General features: G+C 58.1%; 21 protein-coding genes and 1 riboswitch. Of the genes, 7 read left to right on the plus strand and 14 right to left on the minus strand.

Annotation, left to right across the window (positions count from 1 at the left end; genetic code table 11):
- Window positions 1-37: 37 nt before the first annotated feature.
- Window positions 38-280: a PTS sugar transporter subunit IIB gene (locus tag AC4IC4_RS08045; RefSeq protein WP_073961589.1), complete on the plus strand. Its 243-nt coding sequence runs from the start codon at window positions 38-40 to the stop codon at window positions 278-280.
- A gap of 104 nt (window positions 281-384) precedes the next feature.
- Here the strand turns inward: AC4IC4_RS08045 and AC4IC4_RS08050 are convergent, their stop codons facing one another.
- Window positions 385-1,650, minus strand: a complete 1,266-nt coding sequence (locus AC4IC4_RS08050; RefSeq protein WP_010429455.1) for a maltoporin — start codon at window positions 1,648-1,650, stop codon at window positions 385-387.
- Window positions 1,651-1,919: 269 nt separating this feature from the next.
- Between AC4IC4_RS08050 and AC4IC4_RS08055 the strand changes: the two genes are divergently transcribed.
- Window positions 1,920-2,996 (plus strand): LacI family DNA-binding transcriptional regulator, encoded by a 1,077-nt coding sequence (locus AC4IC4_RS08055; protein ID WP_126543651.1) that lies wholly within the window; start codon window positions 1,920-1,922, stop codon window positions 2,994-2,996.
- 46 nt (window positions 2,997-3,042) lie between these two features.
- Here AC4IC4_RS08055 and AC4IC4_RS08060 read toward each other — a convergent pair whose 3' ends face one another.
- A complete protein-coding gene (locus AC4IC4_RS08060) occupies window positions 3,043-4,044 on the minus strand; it encodes a magnesium transporter (RefSeq protein WP_491472522.1) in 1,002 nt (333 codons plus the stop codon).
- 60 nt (window positions 4,045-4,104) lie between these two features.
- A riboswitch (M-box (ykoK) riboswitch) is annotated at window positions 4,105-4,274 on the minus strand.
- Window positions 4,275-4,434: 160 nt separating this feature from the next.
- Here AC4IC4_RS08060 and AC4IC4_RS08065 point away from each other — a divergent pair.
- Window positions 4,435-4,938, plus strand: a complete 504-nt coding sequence (locus AC4IC4_RS08065; protein ID WP_061715572.1) for a DedA family protein — start codon at window positions 4,435-4,437, stop codon at window positions 4,936-4,938.
- 1 nt (window position 4,939) lies between these two features.
- Here AC4IC4_RS08065 and AC4IC4_RS08070 read toward each other — a convergent pair whose 3' ends face one another.
- Window positions 4,940-5,689: an SDR family oxidoreductase gene (locus AC4IC4_RS08070; RefSeq protein ID WP_029741836.1), complete on the minus strand. Its 750-nt coding sequence runs from the start codon at window positions 5,687-5,689 to the stop codon at window positions 4,940-4,942.
- 100 nt (window positions 5,690-5,789) lie between these two features.
- Here AC4IC4_RS08070 and AC4IC4_RS08075 point away from each other — a divergent pair, with 100 nt between their 5' ends.
- Window positions 5,790-6,149, plus strand: coding sequence for a winged helix-turn-helix transcriptional regulator (locus AC4IC4_RS08075; protein ID WP_491472523.1), 360 nt, complete (start codon window positions 5,790-5,792; stop codon window positions 6,147-6,149).
- Between the two features lies 1 nt (window position 6,150).
- On the opposite strand, the gene AC4IC4_RS08080 is transcribed toward AC4IC4_RS08075, so the two are convergent.
- Together AC4IC4_RS08080 and AC4IC4_RS08085 are read right to left on the minus strand one after the other, a co-directional pair.
- Window positions 6,151-6,945, minus strand: a complete 795-nt coding sequence (locus AC4IC4_RS08080) for an SDR family NAD(P)-dependent oxidoreductase (protein ID WP_491472524.1) — start codon at window positions 6,943-6,945, stop codon at window positions 6,151-6,153.
- A gap of 125 nt (window positions 6,946-7,070) precedes the next feature.
- Window positions 7,071-7,514: a winged helix-turn-helix transcriptional regulator gene (locus AC4IC4_RS08085; protein ID WP_032648983.1), complete on the minus strand. Its 444-nt coding sequence runs from the start codon at window positions 7,512-7,514 to the stop codon at window positions 7,071-7,073.
- 152 nt (window positions 7,515-7,666) lie between these two features.
- On the opposite strand from AC4IC4_RS08085, the gene agp reads away from it, so the two are divergent.
- Complete coding sequence (gene agp, locus AC4IC4_RS08090) at window positions 7,667-8,908, plus strand: bifunctional glucose-1-phosphatase/inositol phosphatase (protein ID WP_491472525.1); 1,242 nt, start codon at window positions 7,667-7,669, stop codon at window positions 8,906-8,908.
- Between the two features lie 35 nt (window positions 8,909-8,943).
- Here agp and AC4IC4_RS08095 read toward each other — a convergent pair whose 3' ends face one another.
- Together AC4IC4_RS08095 and wrbA are read right to left on the minus strand one after the other, a co-directional pair.
- Window positions 8,944-9,171: a YccJ family protein gene (locus AC4IC4_RS08095; RefSeq protein ID WP_008499832.1), complete on the minus strand. Its 228-nt coding sequence runs from the start codon at window positions 9,169-9,171 to the stop codon at window positions 8,944-8,946.
- A 20-nt stretch (window positions 9,172-9,191) separates the two neighbouring features.
- Window positions 9,192-9,788: an NAD(P)H:quinone oxidoreductase gene (gene wrbA, locus AC4IC4_RS08100; RefSeq protein ID WP_024909629.1), complete on the minus strand. Its 597-nt coding sequence runs from the start codon at window positions 9,786-9,788 to the stop codon at window positions 9,192-9,194.
- Between the two features lie 391 nt (window positions 9,789-10,179).
- On the opposite strand from wrbA, the gene AC4IC4_RS08105 reads away from it, so the two are divergent.
- Entirely contained in the window at window positions 10,180-10,353 is a 174-nt protein-coding gene (locus AC4IC4_RS08105) for a con-10 family general stress protein (protein WP_024909630.1), read from the plus strand.
- A gap of 117 nt (window positions 10,354-10,470) precedes the next feature.
- Entirely contained in the window at window positions 10,471-11,391 is a 921-nt protein-coding gene (locus AC4IC4_RS08110; protein WP_491472526.1) for a DMT family transporter, read from the plus strand.
- Window positions 11,392-11,497: 106 nt separating this feature from the next.
- Here the strand turns inward: AC4IC4_RS08110 and rutG are convergent, their stop codons facing one another.
- The 7 genes from rutG to rutA are packed head-to-tail and all read right to left on the minus strand — an operon-like array spanning window position 11,498 to window position 16,932.
- Entirely contained in the window at window positions 11,498-12,820 is a 1,323-nt protein-coding gene (gene rutG, locus AC4IC4_RS08115; protein ID WP_491472527.1) for a pyrimidine utilization transport protein G, read from the minus strand.
- Between the two features lie 21 nt (window positions 12,821-12,841).
- Entirely contained in the window at window positions 12,842-13,336 is a 495-nt protein-coding gene (rutF, locus tag AC4IC4_RS08120; RefSeq protein ID WP_491472804.1) for an NADH-dependent FMN reductase RutF, read from the minus strand.
- Between the two features lie 9 nt (window positions 13,337-13,345).
- The gene (locus AC4IC4_RS08125; RefSeq protein ID WP_048989850.1) at window positions 13,346-13,936 is read right to left on the minus strand and encodes a malonic semialdehyde reductase; all 591 of its coding nucleotides are present in this window, start codon (window positions 13,934-13,936) and stop codon (window positions 13,346-13,348) included.
- Between the two features lie 9 nt (window positions 13,937-13,945).
- On the minus strand, window positions 13,946-14,746 hold the full coding sequence (gene rutD, locus AC4IC4_RS08130; protein WP_491472528.1) for a pyrimidine utilization protein D: 801 nt from the start codon (window positions 14,744-14,746) through the stop codon (window positions 13,946-13,948).
- A gap of 7 nt (window positions 14,747-14,753) precedes the next feature.
- Window positions 14,754-15,140 (minus strand): pyrimidine utilization protein C, encoded by a 387-nt coding sequence (gene rutC, locus AC4IC4_RS08135; protein ID WP_008499822.1) that lies wholly within the window; start codon window positions 15,138-15,140, stop codon window positions 14,754-14,756.
- An 11-nt stretch (window positions 15,141-15,151) separates the two neighbouring features.
- Window positions 15,152-15,841, minus strand: a complete 690-nt coding sequence (gene rutB / locus AC4IC4_RS08140) for a pyrimidine utilization protein B (protein ID WP_032648971.1) — start codon at window positions 15,839-15,841, stop codon at window positions 15,152-15,154.
- Window positions 15,841-16,932, minus strand: a complete 1,092-nt coding sequence (gene rutA, locus AC4IC4_RS08145) for a pyrimidine utilization protein A (protein ID WP_491472529.1) — start codon at window positions 16,930-16,932, stop codon at window positions 15,841-15,843. Before rutA ends, rutB begins: the two co-directional genes overlap by 1 nt.
- Window positions 16,933-17,031: the final 99 nt, after the last annotated feature.

A 17,031-nucleotide genomic window follows, 5' to 3' on the forward strand; every position in this document is an offset into this window, starting at 1 on the left:
CAGGCATTTTTTTATCTGCATAACAGAGAGGCGTATTATGGACAGTCAAATTACCCAGCGTTTAATTCCGGCATTTGGCGGCGACGATAATATCGAGCACGTCGAAGCCTGTATTACCCGCCTGCGCGTGACGGTAAAAGATTTAAATAAGGTCGATTCCCAGGCGATACAGAATGAGGGGGCGCTGGGGGTGATTATTATCGGCCAGCAGGTGCACGCTATATTCGGCAGGCAGTCTGATACATTACGGAAATTATTAGACGAACATTTTAATCAGTAAATATAAAAAAGGGATAGCCAAAGTAATGGCTATCCCAAAGCAGTAAAATAGACTGCAGGTTGCTGGAGATACGATAACGATTAACGCAAATTATAAATTAAGACTTACCACCAGGCCTCGACCTGCACACCGAAGTTCCAGGTATTGTTGGCCGTGCCATCCTCGAAGGATTGCCCTTTTTCGGAGTCATTCAGATAGGAGGCGAACACGCGCAGTTCAGGACGTGACATAAACTCAGGACCGTCTGCCAGGCCCAGCGCGAGGGTGTACTTCTCGCCGCTCTGCTTGTACTTAGTGCCGTCGGTATAAGTATCTTCCTGGTAGAATCCGCCCACTTCGCCAATCAGACGCACGTACTCGGTGAACTGATACTGCGCGCGCCCCACCAGCGATACCAGGCGTGATTTGTCCGTGTACTGCGTGGTGTCGTCTGCCGAGCCCCATGTCAGAACGTGGTTAAAGGAGAACTTGTCGGTAATCGGAATTAAGCCGGTGTTAATCACGCGGTAGCCGGTGGCGTCGTTCACGTAGTTCCACATGTCGTACCAGCCCCCACCCTGTGACACCATGTTCTGGGCCAGACCTTTATTGGCGTACTGCAGCACCAGCTTGTTATAGCCGCCAAACATATCCTGGCTGATCTCACCGGTGACCATTACGCCGTTATCGGCCTCGTACAGCCCGCCGTACTCTTTCTGCTTGTTGGTCGGGTTTGGCATGGCGTAATCAATACCCACTTCCGTCCACGCGCCCGCCCACGGCTTCCAGCCCGCATAGCGAAGGTCGATGTAGTTGATGTTAACGTCGCTGTCGCCATCCACGCGGTAGTCCACGTCGTTGGCATCGCCGCGGATCCACGCAACGGAGACTGCGCCCGGGCCAAGCGTGTAGTTCTCGATACCCGCACCGGAGCCCGAAATATTCCAGTATTTGGTATCAATGATGTGCAGGTCATGGCGCTGGTAGTAGCGCTTACCGCCCCAAATCACCGCATTGGGATCCCCGGGGATCAGCCCCTTGATCTGCAGGTTAAGCTGGCGCAGGCCGAACTGGGCATCGTCATCTAAGGTGGTTTCATTGTCGTTGGAGCCGTCTGAGACCATGCTCACCATGCTGTCGAGATAGAAACTGACGTCGTTCTTTTTGTATACCTCGGAGCCCAGCTCCAGCTCGCCGTAGGTGTCGGCCTCGTTACCCAGACGGCCAATTTTGTTTTTTTGCCACTCCTCCATCCCACCATCCCGTGAGACGCCCACGCCGGAGCGAAGATATCCATGAAAATCAATCGGTACTGAAGACGCTGCAAACAGCGAAGGCGATGCCAGCGCGGCAGCCAACGCAACAGATACAGAGCGGATCGTCGTGTTCATTGTAACCCTCTTATTGTTTTGTAATACGTTCACAAATCCGCTGTCATAAAATGCCTAAACCCGTTAACTGGCAATTACACGATCCGAAATGTGTGATTAACTGCAAATAAAATAGACAATTTTGTTACGAGTAATGAGATTGGACACAAATTATGGCATTGTGAGCGTAATACTTTTTGATGGTGTTGTGCCCACGGCGAGAGGGTGGTAAGCGTTTTTTTTCAGCACCCCTGTTACAATCAGCGCATAACAACATAAGGAACCGGACCATGAAGTCGAAAAGCGCAACGTTAGAGGACGTGGCACGCCATGCGGGCGTCTCCTATCAGACCGTGTCCAGGGTACTGAATAAATCTGCCAATGTATCCGACGCCACGCGCATCAAGGTGGAGAAATCCATAGAATTATTGCGGTATGTACCCAACCGACTGGCTCAGCAGCTGGTGGGCAAGCAGAGCCAGACCGTTGGGCTGGTGACCATTTCGCTGGCGCTGCACGCGCCTTCGCAGGTTGCGGCGGCGGTGAAACGCTATGCCAATGTGGAAGGCTACCAGGTACTGATCTCAATGATTGATGAGAACGTCAACCACAGCATCCAGGATTCCATCAACGAGCTGAAATCCCAGCTGGTGAGCAAAGTGATCATCAACGTGCCGCTGGAGGCTGAAGCGGCGCAGAAAATCGCCGCCGACAACGACGACATTGTCTGCCTGTTCCTCGACGTTGACCCGTACAGTTCCGTGTTTAACGTTTCGTTTAATCCGGCGGACGGCACCCGCGCCAGCGTCAAATATCTTTACGAGCTGGGGCATCGCGACATTGCCCTGCTGGCGGGGCCGGCGTCTTCCGTGTCGGCGCAGCTGAGGCTGAAAAGCTGGATCGAGACCCTGAAGGGCTACGGTCTGGAGCCAGCATCGGTCATTCGCGGCAACTGGGATGCGCAAAGCGGTTATTCGGGAGCGTTGCAAATGCTGCGGGAAACGGCGCAGTTTACCGCCGTGCTGGTGGCGAACGACCAGATGGCGCTCGGCGTGCTGAGCGCGTTCCATCAGCAGCAGATTTCAATTCCGGGCGAGAAGTCGGTGATTGGCTACGATGACACCTATGAAAGCTCATTCTTCTACCCGGCGCTGACGACGGTATCGCTGGATTTAGATCTGCAGGGTAAAGAGGCGGTGCGCCGCATTCTCGACAGCGGTGAAGAGAGTGTCCAGCGCATGTCCTCGATTTTACCTGCCCGTCTGGTGGTGCGTCAGTCCACCGGGCCGAAAGGGGAGAAAGGGAAAAACCTGCAGGCGCTTGCCCAGCAGCTGCGTGAGATCGCGCATCAGCTCGGCGATGCGTAGCGAAGTGAGCACCTCAATCACGTGCGTGAATGAGGTGCTCGCAAGCTTACTCCAGCCCCAGCGTGTACTGGGCAATTTTGAAGTAGATAATCAGCCCGGTACCGTCGATAAGCGTCGCGATAAACGGCGCGGAGACGACCGCCGGGTCGATGCCGCAGCGCTTGAGCACCATTGGAATCACGGACGAGACAATCGCACTCCACAGCGTAATGCATACCAGCGTCAGGCTGACGATAAGCGTGATTTCCAGCCCAATCCCCATCATCCAGGCACGAATGCATCCGGCCAGACCCAGCGTGGCGGCAATCATCAGCGAGGTGGTCATCTCTTTACGCAGCACGCGGCCAACGTCGCGCAAACGCACTTCCCCCAGCGCCATGGCGCGCACCAGGGTGGAGGTGATCTGCGTCCCGCTGTTGCCGCCCGTGCCGATCAGCAGCGGAATAAAAAACGCCAGCGCGATGGCGGACTCCAGCGCCTCTTCAAAATGCTGGATCACCGAGCTGGTGTAGGCCTCCGCGACAAACAGCAGCAGCAGCCAGACGGAGCGTTTTTTCCACAGGCTATACGGGCTGGTGTCCAGATAGGGCTTCTCCAGCGGCAGCGTCGCCCCCTGAAGCTGAGCATCTTCGGTGACGTCATCCTCCAGCAGATGGGCGATTTCGCGCTCGGTCAGACAGCCGACGAGCTTGCCGTGGGTGACCACGGGAACCACGTCCGCGCCGCCGTGCGCCAGCAGCCCGGCAACGTCGGCACGTTCATCCTCCGGTTTGACCTGCAAAAACTGCGAAATCATCAGCGATTTCACCGGCTGTACCGTGTCGACGGTCTGCAGCAATTTACGCACGGCAATCATGCCCGCCAGGCGGCCATTGTCCTCAATAAAAATATGAGACGGAATATCGTCGTCTTTTAATTTTTCGAAAAATTGCTCGCGCGCCAGCGCCACGCATAATGAAATATCGAGGACAATAAAATCGGTATTCATATATTGCGCGATCGCGCTGTCATTGAATGCCAGGTTTTGGTTGTGAATAGCGTAAGACATAGTGAATTCCCTTTGAATAATAAAATCTCTCAGGGGCGAGCAAGACAGGGCATGTCGAAGAGGAGATCCCCACGTCCTGGGTTCAGCACTGTACACCGTATCCCGTGAGGGAAGTTATACTGACAAAGCCTTGATTCGACAGTGCCTGTTTTACCCTGTGTCGATTCTCTCGAACCTACCAGAGCGATAACGTGTATTTGTACAGGAGCCTCGCCATAACGAGATCGTTGTAAAACGAGGGAAATAATACGCTTATTTGATATTGCCGCTCGGGAAATTAAATAATGTTTAAGAACGGTTTAGGAGAATCTTATTTAATAAAGCGTTGATGGTTTATTTAAGGTCATTCATTTCTAATGGAGGATTATATAATCAACGGAGGAGAGGAAAATGGCGTGGTTTGATAATCTGCTGAATCATTTTGCGCTGTATCCGGCACATCTGTTCGCGCTGTTATTTATGATGGCGCTGAGCAAGTCGACGGTGCTGATCTCCTCCGTGCTGCCGCCCGCCTCGGTGATGCTGCTGGCGGGCATGACCGTCAGCCAGGCGAGCATGCATCCTGCGCTGGCGTGGCTGGCCGTGGTGATGGGGGCAACGGCGGGTTCGGTGCTGAACTACCATATCGGCCAGATGATGGGGCACACCCGGCTGGTCACGCGTTTTACCTCAAAGCATGCCGACAAGTTCTTGCGGGTACAGCACCAGCTGCAAAAGAACGGTGTCATCGTGCTGTTTACGTCGCGATTTCTGGCGGTGTTGCGTTACATCGTCCCGCTGGCGGCGGGGATGCTCAGGCTGAATGCAGCAAAGGTCTACGCCGTCAGCCTGATTTCCGCCTGCGTATGGGCGGCGCTGTATGTCGGCATCGTCACCGGCATCAGCGCCTTTTGAGTTACAGGCTCCCCATTCCGCCGTCCACCAGCAACTCCGTTCCCACCGTGTAGCTCGACTCGTCGGAGGCCAGATAGAGCGCGGCTTTTGCCAGCTCCGTCGTCGAGCCCATTCTGCCAAGCGGCACCAGCTTGATGATCTCCGCCATCATCGCGTTAAGCGCCTCGTCGCTTAAGCCCGTTTTCGTAAAGGCTGGGGTTTCCACCGGGCCGGGGCTCAGGCCGTTGACGCGGATCCCGCGCGGCAGCAGCTCCGCCGACAGCGTGCGCGCCAGCGACAGCAGGGCGGCCTTGCTCGCGGCATACACGCTGCTGGTGGGCAGGCCGATGCGCGCGCTCACGGAGCCGCAGAGGATCACCGACGACGGGTTATTCAGCAGCGGCAGCAGCGCCTGGATTAAAAAGAACGGTCCCTTCAGGTTGATGCCCATCAGGCGATCCCACGCATCCTCCTGCCAGGCTTCCAGCGGCGCGTGCGTTACGTCGCCGGCGTTGAGAAACACCGCGTCCAGGCGCGGCCAGCGGGCGGCGAGGGTTTCCGCCAGCGCTTTCTGCGACGCGATATCGCCCGCATCGGTTGGGATCACCCAGGCCTTATCGCCCAGAATGCGCTCTGCTTCGGCGAGGGTGTCCGGGTTGCGTCCGGTCACGGCGACGCGCGCCCCTTCGGCGATAAACGCCTGCGCGGTGGCAAGACCGATGCCGCTGGTGCCGCCGGTAATCAACGTATACTTATCGGTTAAACGACCCATGTTCTTCTCCTGAAATGTCTCTGGAGAAAGCACTATAGAAACGTTAGTATCGAAAGGAAACCAGGTACCAAATGGATACTAAAGAGGCAAGAGGTGTGCTATGGCAGAAATGCTGGAGGAGTGCTGTGAAAAAAAATCTGAGGCGAATACCTGCCCGATGACGCAGTTTGTGAACCTGATTTCCGGCAAATGGGCGATCCCCATTCTCTATCGCCTGATTGTCTTTAATACGCCCGTACGCTTTGGCGACCTGCTGCGGGCGGCTGCACCCATCACCCAGAAAGAGCTGACGAAGCAGCTGCGCCTGTTTGAACAGCGCGGGCTGGTGACGCGGACGGTCTACCCGGAGATCCCGCCGCGCGTGGAGTATCAGATCACCGGGCTGGGGTTAACCCTGCAGGATGCACTCTCGCCGCTGGCCGCCTGGATGAGCGAGTACGGCGACCAGCTCCAGCGTTAGGCTACTGTTTTACGTAGCGCGGTGCCGGAATGCCGGTGCGTGCGCTGCTAAACAGCTCAAGGCGCGCCGCTTCGTAGCGCTCCCACAGGCCTGCATCATGCATCGGCGGGATGGTGATCGGTTCGCCCTGATCCAGACCCGCCAGCGACGCATCCACCATATCGTCGGTGGTCATTACCGATCCTTCCGGCAGATCGTCCACCGTGACGCCTGAATGGCTCCAGATTTCCGTTGCGGTGGCGGCGGGCAGTACGGCCTGAATACGCACGCTGCTGTCGGCAAATTCTTCCTGTAACCCACGGGTAAAGCTCAGTACCCACGCCTTAGTGGCGCTGTAGAGCGCGCTGCCCGCCCGGACGTGCAGGGCCAGCACGGACGCGATATTGATCAGCGTGCCGCGGTTATTCTGCGCCAGACGGGGCAGGATGGCGTAGGTCAAACGCATCAGCGCCGTGGTGTTCAGGGTGTTAATGGCCTGATGCTGCGCTACCTCGCCCGCGAGGAACGGTGCCATTTGCGCGGTGCCCGCGTTGTTGATGAGCGTATCAATGGCGGCATTGCTGCGCAGTTCCTCTTCCACGGCGCGGATCCCGGCTTCATCGGTAAGATCGGCCACCAGAATATCGACGGCCACGCCATAGCGCGCGCGCAGGTCGGCGGCGAGGGTTTTCAGGCGATCTTCGCGGCGAGCGACCAGCACCAGGTTGGCACCGCGCGCGGCAAGACGATCGGCATAAACGGCGCCAATCCCGGAGGAGGCACCCGTGATCAGGGCGGTGGTGATTTGCGTAGTCATCGTGTGTTACCTCAAAGCAAAGTGGGTTATTTGGTTTCAAGATGAAACTGAATTAACTCTCTGCTATTTGGTTTTATAATGCAACCATATTGGCGATCATTTTGTGCTTTTGCCGTCGGGAACGGTCAGGAGGGGAGTTTAGCCACGATCTCTTCAGGCGTCAGTTCGCGCCCATCGTCGGCGATAAGCGCCAGTTTGCGCAGGGGTTTGCGCTGTTCGGAATCGACCAGCACGGTGCCGCATTCGTTTTCAGCAAACAAAAATTCATTCCCCCACTGGGACAGGGCAACCAGCACGGTTTGCAGGGCGCGCCCCTTTTCGGTCAGGACGTATTCCTGCCAGGCGCTGCCGTCGGATGCGGGCTGAAGCCGGAGGATGCCTTCATCAACCAGCAGTTTTAGCCGCGTGGTCAGCATGTTTTTCGCGATACCGAGGCTTTTCTGGAACTCGCCGAAGCGTTTAATCCCGCGCAGCGCATCGCGAACAATCAGCAGCGACCACCAGTCGCCGATGATATCCAGCGAACGGGCGACGGGGCAGGTGCTCTCTTCAAGGCGGGTACGTTTCACAGCGAATTCTCCAGCAGGGTGTGGTTTTATTATAAAACTAATCCGTACCCACCGTAAGCACGTTAATCATCAGTTTGAGAAATGCTTCCCGGAAAATTGTGACGAATCTGTCACACTGAGCGCGACATTTTAAAACGAGTGAGGAATTAGGGATGAGAAAAGCACTACTCGCGCTGGCAGTCGCCGGTTCCATTTCAGCAACGTTTGGCGTGCAGGCGCAAGAGACGCCGGAAGGGTATCAGCTGGAGCAAGTTTTAATCATGAGTCGCCATAACCTGCGCGCGCCGCTCGCCAACAACGGCAGCGTGCTGGAGCAGTCCACGCCGAAACAGTGGCCGGAATGGGAAGTGCCGGGCGGCCAGCTCACCACCAAAGGCGGCGTGCTGGAAGTGTATATGGGCCATTACATGCGCGAGTGGCTGGCGCAGCAGGGGATAGTGAAGACGGGAGAATGTCCAGCGGCGGATAGCGTTTACGCTTATGCCAACAGCCTGCAACGTACCGTCGCCACCGCACAGTTCTTTATCACCGGCGCGTTCCCGGGCTGCGACGTTCCTGTGCACCATCAGGAAAAAATGGGCACCATGGATCCGACCTTCAATCCGGTGATTACCGACAACTCACCTGAATTCCGCGAAAAAGCGCTGAAGGCGATGGAGGCCGAGCGGCAGAAAATGCAGCTCGCAGACAGCTACAAGCTGCTGGAGCAGATGACAAACTACGCCGACTCGCCGTCGTGCAAGGAGAAAAAAGTCTGCTCGCTGGCGGATGCGAAAGATACCTTCAGCGCCGACTATGAAAAAGAGCCTGGCGTATCCGGGCCGCTGAAGGTGGGTAACTCGCTGGTGGATGCGTTCACGCTGCAATATTACGAAGGCTTCCCGGCCGACCAGGTCGCCTGGGGTGAAATCAAGACCGACCAGCAGTGGCGCGTGCTGTCGAAGCTGAAGAACGGCTATCAGGATTCGCTGTTTACCTCCACCGAGGTGGCGCAAAACGTGGCGAAGCCGCTGGTGAAATATATCGATAAAACCCTGGTTACCGACCAGGCGAAAGCACCTAAGATCACCCTGCTGGTGGGGCATGATTCGAACATTGCTTCCCTGCTCACCGCCCTGGATTTCAAACCCTATCAGCTGCACGACCAGCAGGAGCGCACCCCGATTGGCGGCAAAATTGTCTTCCAGCGCTGGCACGACAAAAATGCCAACCAGGAGCTGATGAAAATTGAGTATGTCTACCAGAGCTCAGAGCAGCTGCGTAACGCCAGCGTGCTGTCGCTGCAGTCTCCGGCGCAGCGCGTGACGCTGGAGCTGAAGGGCTGCCCGGTAGATGCGAACGGCTTCTGTCCTGTCGACAAATTCAATGCGGTGATGAATAACGCGGCGAAATAAAAGAGAACCCCCCGCGTGATAGCGGGGGGAAACGCTTAGACGTTTTTACGTTCTATGGTTTGCTCGCCCCAGAAGAGCGAGTCTTTGTCCGTTTTTTCGAAGGCGCGCACCAGCACCTCATCGTTACCTTCCTCCCAAATCTGCTCGGCCAGCTTTTCATCGTACTTCGCGACTTCAAAGATAGCTTCGGCAATCTCCGGAGAGGTGTTGCGTAAACTTGCCCATTCGCCCACGTGGTGAGCTTTGGATTCTTGAGTTGGCATGCTTGTCCTCCTGTTGGGTATTAGCCGTTCAGTTTTTTGGCCAGACCCGCGACATATTCACCCTGATAGCGGGCAATAGACAGTTCTTCATTGCTTGGCTGACGTGAGCCATCCCCACCGGCAATGGTGGTTGCGCCGTACGGCGTACCGCCGCGCACCTGGGAAACGTCAAACAGCTCCTGTGCGCCGTAGCCAATCGGCACAATCACCATCCCGTGATGAGCAAGGGTAGTCCAGGTTGAGGTAATCGTCTGCTCCTGGCCGCCGCCGGTCCCGGTAGAGCTGAATACACTCGCGAGTTTGCCGTAAAGCGCCCCGGATGCCCAAAGTCCGCCGGTTTGATCGAGGAAGGTGCGCATCTGGCCCGACATATTGCCGAAGCGGGTCGGGGTGCCGAAGATAATGGCATCATAATCCGCCAGCTCCTGCGGGGTGGCGACCGGGGCGTTTTGTGTTTTACCCCCGGCTTTCAGGAAGGCTTCCGCCTGCATGGTTTCCGGTACGCGTTTGACCACAACCTCAACGCCATCAACCCTGTTTGCACCTTCTGCTACCGCGTGAGCCATGGTTTCAATGTGTCCATACATGGAATAATAGAGCACCAGAACTTTTGCCATTTTGCATCACTCCTCGTTGGTTTTTCTGACAGCGGATCGCTGCGTTCTTTTAAAGATATGTCATCACAGCCAGACTGCAAAAATGAACGCCATTTATTTGATTTATAACAACATGCGTAGAAAAATGACTTTGTAGCAAAATGATACAACTTTCCCGGTGCGGATTTTTAAAATGATAAGAAAGGTTTATGCATCCCCGTCGCGTCATCTCACCCGAAAGGCTGAGTTCATGTTGCAGAATATTACCTGCGGCTTGCCGGATAGCGGCATTCCACTAAGCTTAGTTTCACGCAGCACAGATAAAGGCTCTGCCCTTGTGTTGCGAGGTGAAAGAATCCTCTTTTACTGAATGCAATATGATGTCTAATGTTTCACATTCTGGAGGTTAGAGATGGCAAACCATCGTGGTGGTTCAGGTAATTTCGCAGAAGACCGTGAAAGAGCATCAGAAGCAGGCCGTAAAGGTGGCCAGCATAGCGGGGGCAACTTCAAGAATGACCCGCAACGCGCATCTGAAGCTGGCAAGAAAGGGGGTAAAAACAGCCACGGCAGCAGCAGTAAGTAACACGCCGGGTTGAACCCCTGCCGCCGGGATCTCCCGGCGGTTTTTTTATTTCTGCAACATTGAACTGTAACCAAAGGCAACGCACACTACAGAATTGTTCTCACTTGCTGGTGCCGCATGTCTGTCTCACGCTTTAAATTCTCCGTAAAACCGCAGGAAGCCATCCTCATTCTCATCACCATGTTCTGGGGCGGGACGTTTCTGGCCGTTCAGTACGCGGTGACCCTCAGCGATCCGTTCTTCTTCGTTGGTCTGCGCTTTGCGACGGCGGCGCTTGCCGTAGGGCTGATTTCGCTTAACACGCTGCGGGGTCTGACGCTCAAAGAGCTGAAAGCCGGCGTGGCCATTGGTGTCGCGATAGCGATGGGCTACAGCCTGCAGACGTGGGGATTGCAGACCATCTCCAGCAGCAAATCCGCGTTTATCACCGCGATGTATGTGCCGCTGGTGCCGCTATTGCAGTGGCTGTGCCTGGGGCGGCTGCCCGGTCTGATGTCCTGTATTGGCATCGTGCTGGCGTTTATCGGTCTGATCTTACTGGCCGGGCCGGAAAACAACCTCCTGGCGCTGGGGCCAGGCGAAATCATCACCCTGATTGGGGCGATTGCCATTGCGGCGGAAATTATTTTGATTAGCGCCTGGGCGGGCAAGGTGGACGTCAAGCGGGTTACGGTAGTACAGCTCGCTACCGCGTCGCTGGTGGCGTTTGCGACGATGGTTCCGGCAGGCGAGTCCATACCGCCGATGTCCACCGGTCTGGTGGTGGTCGCACTGGGGCTGGGTATCTTCAGCGCCATTATCCAGGTCACCATGAACTGGGCGCAGCGCAGCGTATCGCCAACCCGCGCGACGGTGATTTATACCGGTGAACCGGTCTGGGCGGGCATTTTCGGGCGACTGGCCGGGGAACGTCTGCCGCTGCTGGCCCTGGTGGGCGCAGCGTTTATTGTCGCCGGGGTGCTGGTGAGCGAGTTGAAGTTAAAAAAACGACGTAAGGCGATTGCCGGGTTGGGCGTAGAACAAGGGGCAGATCGCTAGCAGCGCGCTGCCCGTTTTGCCCGGCGGCGCTTCGCTTGCGCGGGCCTACAACAGGCATGTAGGCCGGGTAAGCGTAGCGTCACCCGGCAAGAAAGCGGCATTTATTTCAGGTGGAGGGGCTGATGGCTTCTCCTTGCGTTTCATCCCCTTTCCGGCGGCTCAGCAGGGCGTTAAGCAGGATCGCGCCGAAGGTCGCTGTGCCAATCCCGCCGATCGTAAAGCCGCCCAGCGTCAGGGCAAAATCGCCCGCACCCAGCACCAGCGTGACGGCCACCATAATCAGGTTACCGTTCTGGCTGAGATCGACCCGATGCTGCACCCAGATGCGCGCGCCGGCCACGGCGATCAGCCCAAACACAACAATCGATGCCCCGCCGATAACCGGTGACGGAATGGTGTGGATCAGCGCGCCGAATTTCGGTGAGAAGCCGAGCAGCATCGCCATTACCGCCGCCGCCACGAAGACCAGCGTCGAGTAGACTTTGGTCACCGCCATTACGCCGATGTTTTCGGCATAGGTGGTGACGCCGCTGCCGCCCACGGAACCGGAGAGCATGGTTGCCAGCCCGTCACCGACGAACGCGCGGCCCATGTACGGATCCATGCTGCGCCCGGTCATTCCCGCGACCGCCTTCAGGTGACCTAAGTTCTCTGCCACCAGGATCACCGCCACCGGTGCGATAAGCATCATCGCCTGGGTGTTAAAGGTGGGCGAGGTCACTTTCGGCAGGCCGAACCAGGCGGCCTGATGCAGCAGCGTAAAATCCACCGGCTTGCCGAGACCAAAAACGTTCGCCAGCAGGGCATACACCAGACAGGCAACAATCAGCCCGACCAGAATCAGCAGCCGCTGGATCATGCCTCGCGTGAACACCGCCACCAGGCCGATGCACAGCACGGTGATCACCGCCATCCAGCTTTCAAACGGCGAGGCGGAGACGCTTCTGACCGCAATCGGGGCGAGGTTCAGGCCAATCGCCATCACCACGGCGCCCGTCACGACCGGGGGCATCATGCGCTCGATCCAGCGCGTGCCAATCTTCATCACTACCAGACCAATCAGGGTATACACCAGACCGCAGGCGATGATGCCGCCGAGGGCCACGCTCAGGTTGGGGTTGATCCCTTGGCCGTTAAACCCGGTGGTGGCGATAACCACGCCGACAAAGGCGGCGCTGGATCCCAGATAGCTGGGCACGCGCCCGCCGGTGACAAAAAAGAACAGCAGGGTGCCGATACCCGACATCAGAATCGAGAGGTTGGGATCGAGCCCCATCAGCATCGGCATCAGCACCGTGGCGCCAAACATCGCAACCGCATGCTGGACGCCCATCACCATCGTCTGCCCGAGCGGGAGGCGTTCATCCGGCGCGACCACGCCTGCTTCTGTGGAGGTCGATTTCAACTGCCAATGGGGAAATCCGAACATGGTCTGTCTCCTTAAAGCGGGTTAACAGGCGGGGCGCATAAGCGCGTGGTAGCTGCGGTCAAACCACACCAGACCTTGCGGCGCGGGGTGGCGAATAATCGAAACAATGTCGCAAAACAGAATGTCATGGGTACCGACGCTCACCACCTGGCTGATGCGGCAGTCAAACGAGGCCAGCGCATCCTCCAGACGCGGGCAGCCGGTGTCGCCCCTCTGCCAGCGGGCGGCGGCGAAGCGTTCTTCCATCGGCGTTTTGCCGCCAAACAGGTTTGAGAGCGGCTCCTGCCCGGCGCTCAGGGTATTCACGCACAGCGTGCGGTTTTCGCTGAACGTTGGCCAGACGGACGCGCCGCGGTTCAGGCACACCAGCAGGGTGGGCGGGGAATCCGTGACGCTGCACACCGCGCTGGCGGTGAAGCCTGCCATCCCCGCGGGACCGTCGGTGGTGATGATATTCACCGCCGCGCCGACGCAGGCCATGGCATCGCGAAAGGTTTGTTTATCCGGTGTCGTCATCATCGCTCCTTACGCCAGCCCGCAGGCATCGTCGAAGGTCAGGCGCGGCAGGCGGCCGTAAAGTTTGCCCGGGTCGCCGTAGCCAATGTTGATCAGCAGATTGCTTTTAAGCGTCGTGCCGGTGAAAAAGGCCTCGTCGACCTTTTGTCGGTCAAAGCCCGACATCGGGCCGGTGTCCAGCCCCAGCGCGCGACAGGCGAAAATCAGGTAGCCGGCCTGCAGCGAGCTGTTGCGAAAGGCGGTCTCTTCCGCCAGTGCGGGGCTTGCGGTAAACCAGCTTCTGGCATCGCCGTGCGGGAACAGTTCAGGCAGGCGCTCGTAGAATTCACTGTCCCAGGCGACAATCGCCGTGACCGGAGCGGTGAGCGTTTTCTCCAGGTTACCGCTGGAGAGCGCCGGGCGCAGCTTCTCTTTTCCCTCCGCGCTTCGCACAAACACAATTCGTGCCGGGGAGCAGTTGGCGGAGGTTGGCCCCCATTTCATCAGGTCGTAGATTTCGCGCAGCGTCTCGTCGCTGACGGCAATATCCTGCCAGCCGTTATGGGTGCGGGCGCCGGTGAACAGCGTTTCCAGCGCGGTGGGATTAATGGCTTCGCTCATTACAGCTCCTTATAAAGCGTGTTCATGACTGTGCAGCAGGCTGGCCAGCCCGTTCAGCAGCAGGGTGTTAAAGGTGTCCGGCTCGGTGACGTTGCAGGCATGTCCGCCCTGGCGCATCACCGCGCTGTGGCTGTGCGGGATCGCTGCCTGCAGCTCACACGAGCAGACAGAGGGCACCAGCATGTCGTCGGCGGAACAGATGATCTGGACCGGGCAGCGGATGCGTGCGGCGTGGCGGCTGAAATCGGCCTTTTTCAGGGCGCTGAGCCGGTGCAGCAGGTTGGTTTTTCCCTGAAAGTGGGCCAGCGCCAGGGCCTCTTCGGCCTCGAGACGGGGGGCGCGAGCGGCCATCCAGTCTGCCGGGTAGAGAAACAGCGGCTGCGCCTCAACCCACGCCTGCGGGCCACCGTAATGCAGCAGGCGCTCGCGGATCTGAAAGCAGCGACGGGTGTGGGCGTTGAGGGTCAGCCAGCCGTTGACGCACACCAGCGCGGTGAGGGCGTCGGGCCTGTCGAGGGCCAGCTGCAGGCCGACCAGCGCCCCCAGCGCGTGGCCGACGATGCTGTAGCGCGCGATCCCGGCCTCTGCCAGCGCCTGGGCCAGTTCGTCCGCCATCTGTGCCAGGCTGTAGCCTTCCGGCAGGGCGTCGGGGTTATTGCCCGTTCCGCGCTGGTCATAGCACACCACCTGATACTCCGGTTCCATCGCGGCCAGCTGGGGCAGCCAGTAGCTGCCGCTGCCGCCGAGACCGGAAATAAGGACCACCACGGGCGCACCCTCATACGGGGGCGGTGAGACGGAGAGTTTCATGGCCGCCTCACTTCGCGATGTGCGCAACGGTGGCGATTTCAACCAGCGCGTCCGGCTTCACCAGCCCGCACTGAATGCAGAAACGGGCCGGTTTATCGCCGGGGAAGAACTCCGCGTAGATTTCATTAATCGCGGCGTAGTTTTTCCAGTCGGTGATAAAGATGCTGTTGAAGGTCACATCCTCCATCGTGCCACCCGCCGTTTCGATCACGGTTTTGATCGTCTCCAGCACGTGGCGGGTTTGCGCCTTTGGGTCGTTGATAAACACCACGTTGTTGTCTTTATCAAACGGCAGCGTGCCGGAGACATACACCACGCCGTCGGCAAGGGTGCCGGGGACAAACGGGGCGATGGGCGTGCTGGTGCCCGGCGGGATAATTACGGATTTCGGCATCGTGTGTCTCCTCAGGCGATACGGGCGAGCGGGGGATTCAGGGCATCGCAGAAATCCGCAACGTTACTGACCCAGCCAAAAAAGGTTTCGATATTGAACAGGGCCGCCTTCTGGGCGAAATCCGGCCCGGCCTGATGGGTCGCGTCTTCCAGCACCACGCCGAAATACTCGAGGAAAAAGCCGTCGCGCAGGGTCGACTCCACGCAAACGTTGGTGGCAATGCCGGTGAAGACCAGGTGGCGAATGCCCCGGCTGCGCAGCAGGCTGTCGAGCGGCGTGTTGAAAAAGCCGCTGTAGCGCGGTTTCGGCAGGACGATATCACCCGCCTGCGGGACCAGTTCATCCACCAGCTGATAATCCCAGCCGCCCTTCGCCAGCAGTTTGCCCTGCAGTTCGGGCCGTTTACGCATGGTTTTCAGGGCGTTCGACTTGTGGAAGTTGGGCGAGCCGGGGCCGCCGGCCTCGACGTACTGATCGTCCCAGCCGTTCTGGAACCAGATGATGAGCATGCCCGCGGCGCGCGCGGCGGCGACGGCGGTTTTAATGTTCTCAATCACCGGTCGGGTGGCGGAGACGTCGAACCCCGCCAGATCCAGATAGCCGCCCTGGCTGGCGTAGGCGTTTTGCATGTCCACCACGATCAGCGCGCTCTGCTCCGGCGCAAAGGTGATGGCTTCCGGGCGTGCGTTAAGGGTTGTCATTACGCCACCTCCTTCGTGACGGCAGGAATGTGGGCGCGGCACTGCATCAGCGGCTGGATGCGCTCGCCGAAGGTCTCCACGCCGGTGAGGAAGTCATCGAAGGTCAGCAGGACGCCTTCCGCCCCGGGAACGGCCGCCACTTCATCGAGCATTCTCGCAACACTGGCGTACGAGCCGACCAGGGTGCCCATGTTGATATTGACGGCGGAGGTCGGGTCGGCCATCTGACGAACGTTGGTATCCGCCCCGGAGCGGGTATCCTTCTGGCTCTGCTCGGTGAGCCAGCTCAGGGCTTCCTCGTCGGCGCCGTCCTTATAGCGTTCCCATTTCGCGCGCGCGGCGTCGTCGGTTTCGTCGGCAATCAACATAAACAGCACGTAGGAGCCCACGTCGCGCCCGGTTTTGTCGGCGGCTTCTTTCATGCGCGCGGCGGTCGGAGCGAAGGCGGCAGGCGTGTTTACACCTTTACCGAAGCAGAAGTTAAAGTCGGCGTATTTCGCCGAGAATTCCATTCCCGCGTCGCTCTGCCCGGCGCAAATCACCTTCATCGGCACCGACGGCTGCGGGCTGACGCGGCAGTCGTTCATGGTGAAGAAGTCACCCTTGAAATCGCTTTTGCCGGTACCCCACAGATCGCGCAGCACCTGCACGTACTCGGTCAGGTAGTCGTAGCGACGCGAGAAGTAATCGTCCCCTGGCCAGAGCCCCATCTGCTCGTACTCCGGTTTTTGCCAGCCGGTGACCAGGTTGACGCCAAAGCGCCCGCCGGAGATGGAGTCGATGGTGGAGGCCATGCGCGCCACGATCGCCGGGGGCAAGGTGAGGGTGGCGGCGGTGGCGTAGATTTGGATCCGCGAGGTGACCGCGGCCAGCCCGGCCATCAGGGTGAAGGACTCCAGGTTGTGGTCCCAGAATTCGGTTTTGCCGCCAAAGCCGCGCAGCTTGATCATCGAAAGCGCAAAGTCGAAATGGTAGTGTTCCGCTTTCTGCACGATGGCTTTATTCAGCTCAAAGGTCGGCATGTATTGCGGTGCAGTGGTCGAGATAAGCCAGCCGTTGTTGCCGATGGGTACAAATACGCCAATTTTCATCACGAACCTCTCTTCATTACGTCGCAGGTGTAACGGTGTTTTTGCAAAGGCAGTGCCAGTTTTGAAAATGGCTGTGTTATTAATGTGTTAATCAGAAGT

The sequence above is a fragment of the Enterobacter sp. Taxon_2 genome (genome assembly GCF_058355295.1).

Coding starts and splice junctions, on each gene's coding strand:
- AC4IC4_RS08045 (WP_073961589.1), top strand. CDS start 38: ATGGACAGTCAAATTACCCAGCGTTTAATTCCGGCATTTGGCGGCGAC.
- AC4IC4_RS08050 (WP_010429455.1), bottom strand. CDS start 1,650: ATGAACACGACGATCCGCTCTGTATCTGTTGCGTTGGCTGCCGCGCTG.
- AC4IC4_RS08055 (WP_126543651.1), top strand. CDS start 1,920: ATGAAGTCGAAAAGCGCAACGTTAGAGGACGTGGCACGCCATGCGGGC.
- AC4IC4_RS08060 (WP_491472522.1), bottom strand. CDS start 4,044: ATGTCTTACGCTATTCACAACCAAAACCTGGCATTCAATGACAGCGCG.
- AC4IC4_RS08065 (WP_061715572.1), top strand. CDS start 4,435: ATGGCGTGGTTTGATAATCTGCTGAATCATTTTGCGCTGTATCCGGCA.
- AC4IC4_RS08070 (WP_029741836.1), bottom strand. CDS start 5,689: ATGGGTCGTTTAACCGATAAGTATACGTTGATTACCGGCGGCACCAGC.
- AC4IC4_RS08075 (WP_491472523.1), top strand. CDS start 5,790: ATGGCAGAAATGCTGGAGGAGTGCTGTGAAAAAAAATCTGAGGCGAAT.
- AC4IC4_RS08080 (WP_491472524.1), bottom strand. CDS start 6,945: ATGACTACGCAAATCACCACCGCCCTGATCACGGGTGCCTCCTCCGGG.
- agp (WP_491472525.1), top strand. CDS start 7,667: ATGAGAAAAGCACTACTCGCGCTGGCAGTCGCCGGTTCCATTTCAGCA.
- AC4IC4_RS08095 (WP_008499832.1), bottom strand. CDS start 9,171: ATGCCAACTCAAGAATCCAAAGCTCACCACGTGGGCGAATGGGCAAGT.
- wrbA (WP_024909629.1), bottom strand. CDS start 9,788: ATGGCAAAAGTTCTGGTGCTCTATTATTCCATGTATGGACACATTGAA.
- AC4IC4_RS08105 (WP_024909630.1), top strand. CDS start 10,180: ATGGCAAACCATCGTGGTGGTTCAGGTAATTTCGCAGAAGACCGTGAA.
- AC4IC4_RS08110 (WP_491472526.1), top strand. CDS start 10,471: ATGTCTGTCTCACGCTTTAAATTCTCCGTAAAACCGCAGGAAGCCATC.
- rutG (WP_491472527.1), bottom strand. CDS start 12,820: ATGTTCGGATTTCCCCATTGGCAGTTGAAATCGACCTCCACAGAAGCA.
- rutF (WP_491472804.1), bottom strand. CDS start 13,336: ATGACGACACCGGATAAACAAACCTTTCGCGATGCCATGGCCTGCGTC.
- AC4IC4_RS08125 (WP_048989850.1), bottom strand. CDS start 13,936: ATGAGCGAAGCCATTAATCCCACCGCGCTGGAAACGCTGTTCACCGGC.
- rutD (WP_491472528.1), bottom strand. CDS start 14,746: ATGAAACTCTCCGTCTCACCGCCCCCGTATGAGGGTGCGCCCGTGGTG.
- rutC (WP_008499822.1), bottom strand. CDS start 15,140: ATGCCGAAATCCGTAATTATCCCGCCGGGCACCAGCACGCCCATCGCC.
- rutB (WP_032648971.1), bottom strand. CDS start 15,841: ATGACAACCCTTAACGCACGCCCGGAAGCCATCACCTTTGCGCCGGAG.
- rutA (WP_491472529.1), bottom strand. CDS start 16,932: ATGAAAATTGGCGTATTTGTACCCATCGGCAACAACGGCTGGCTTATC.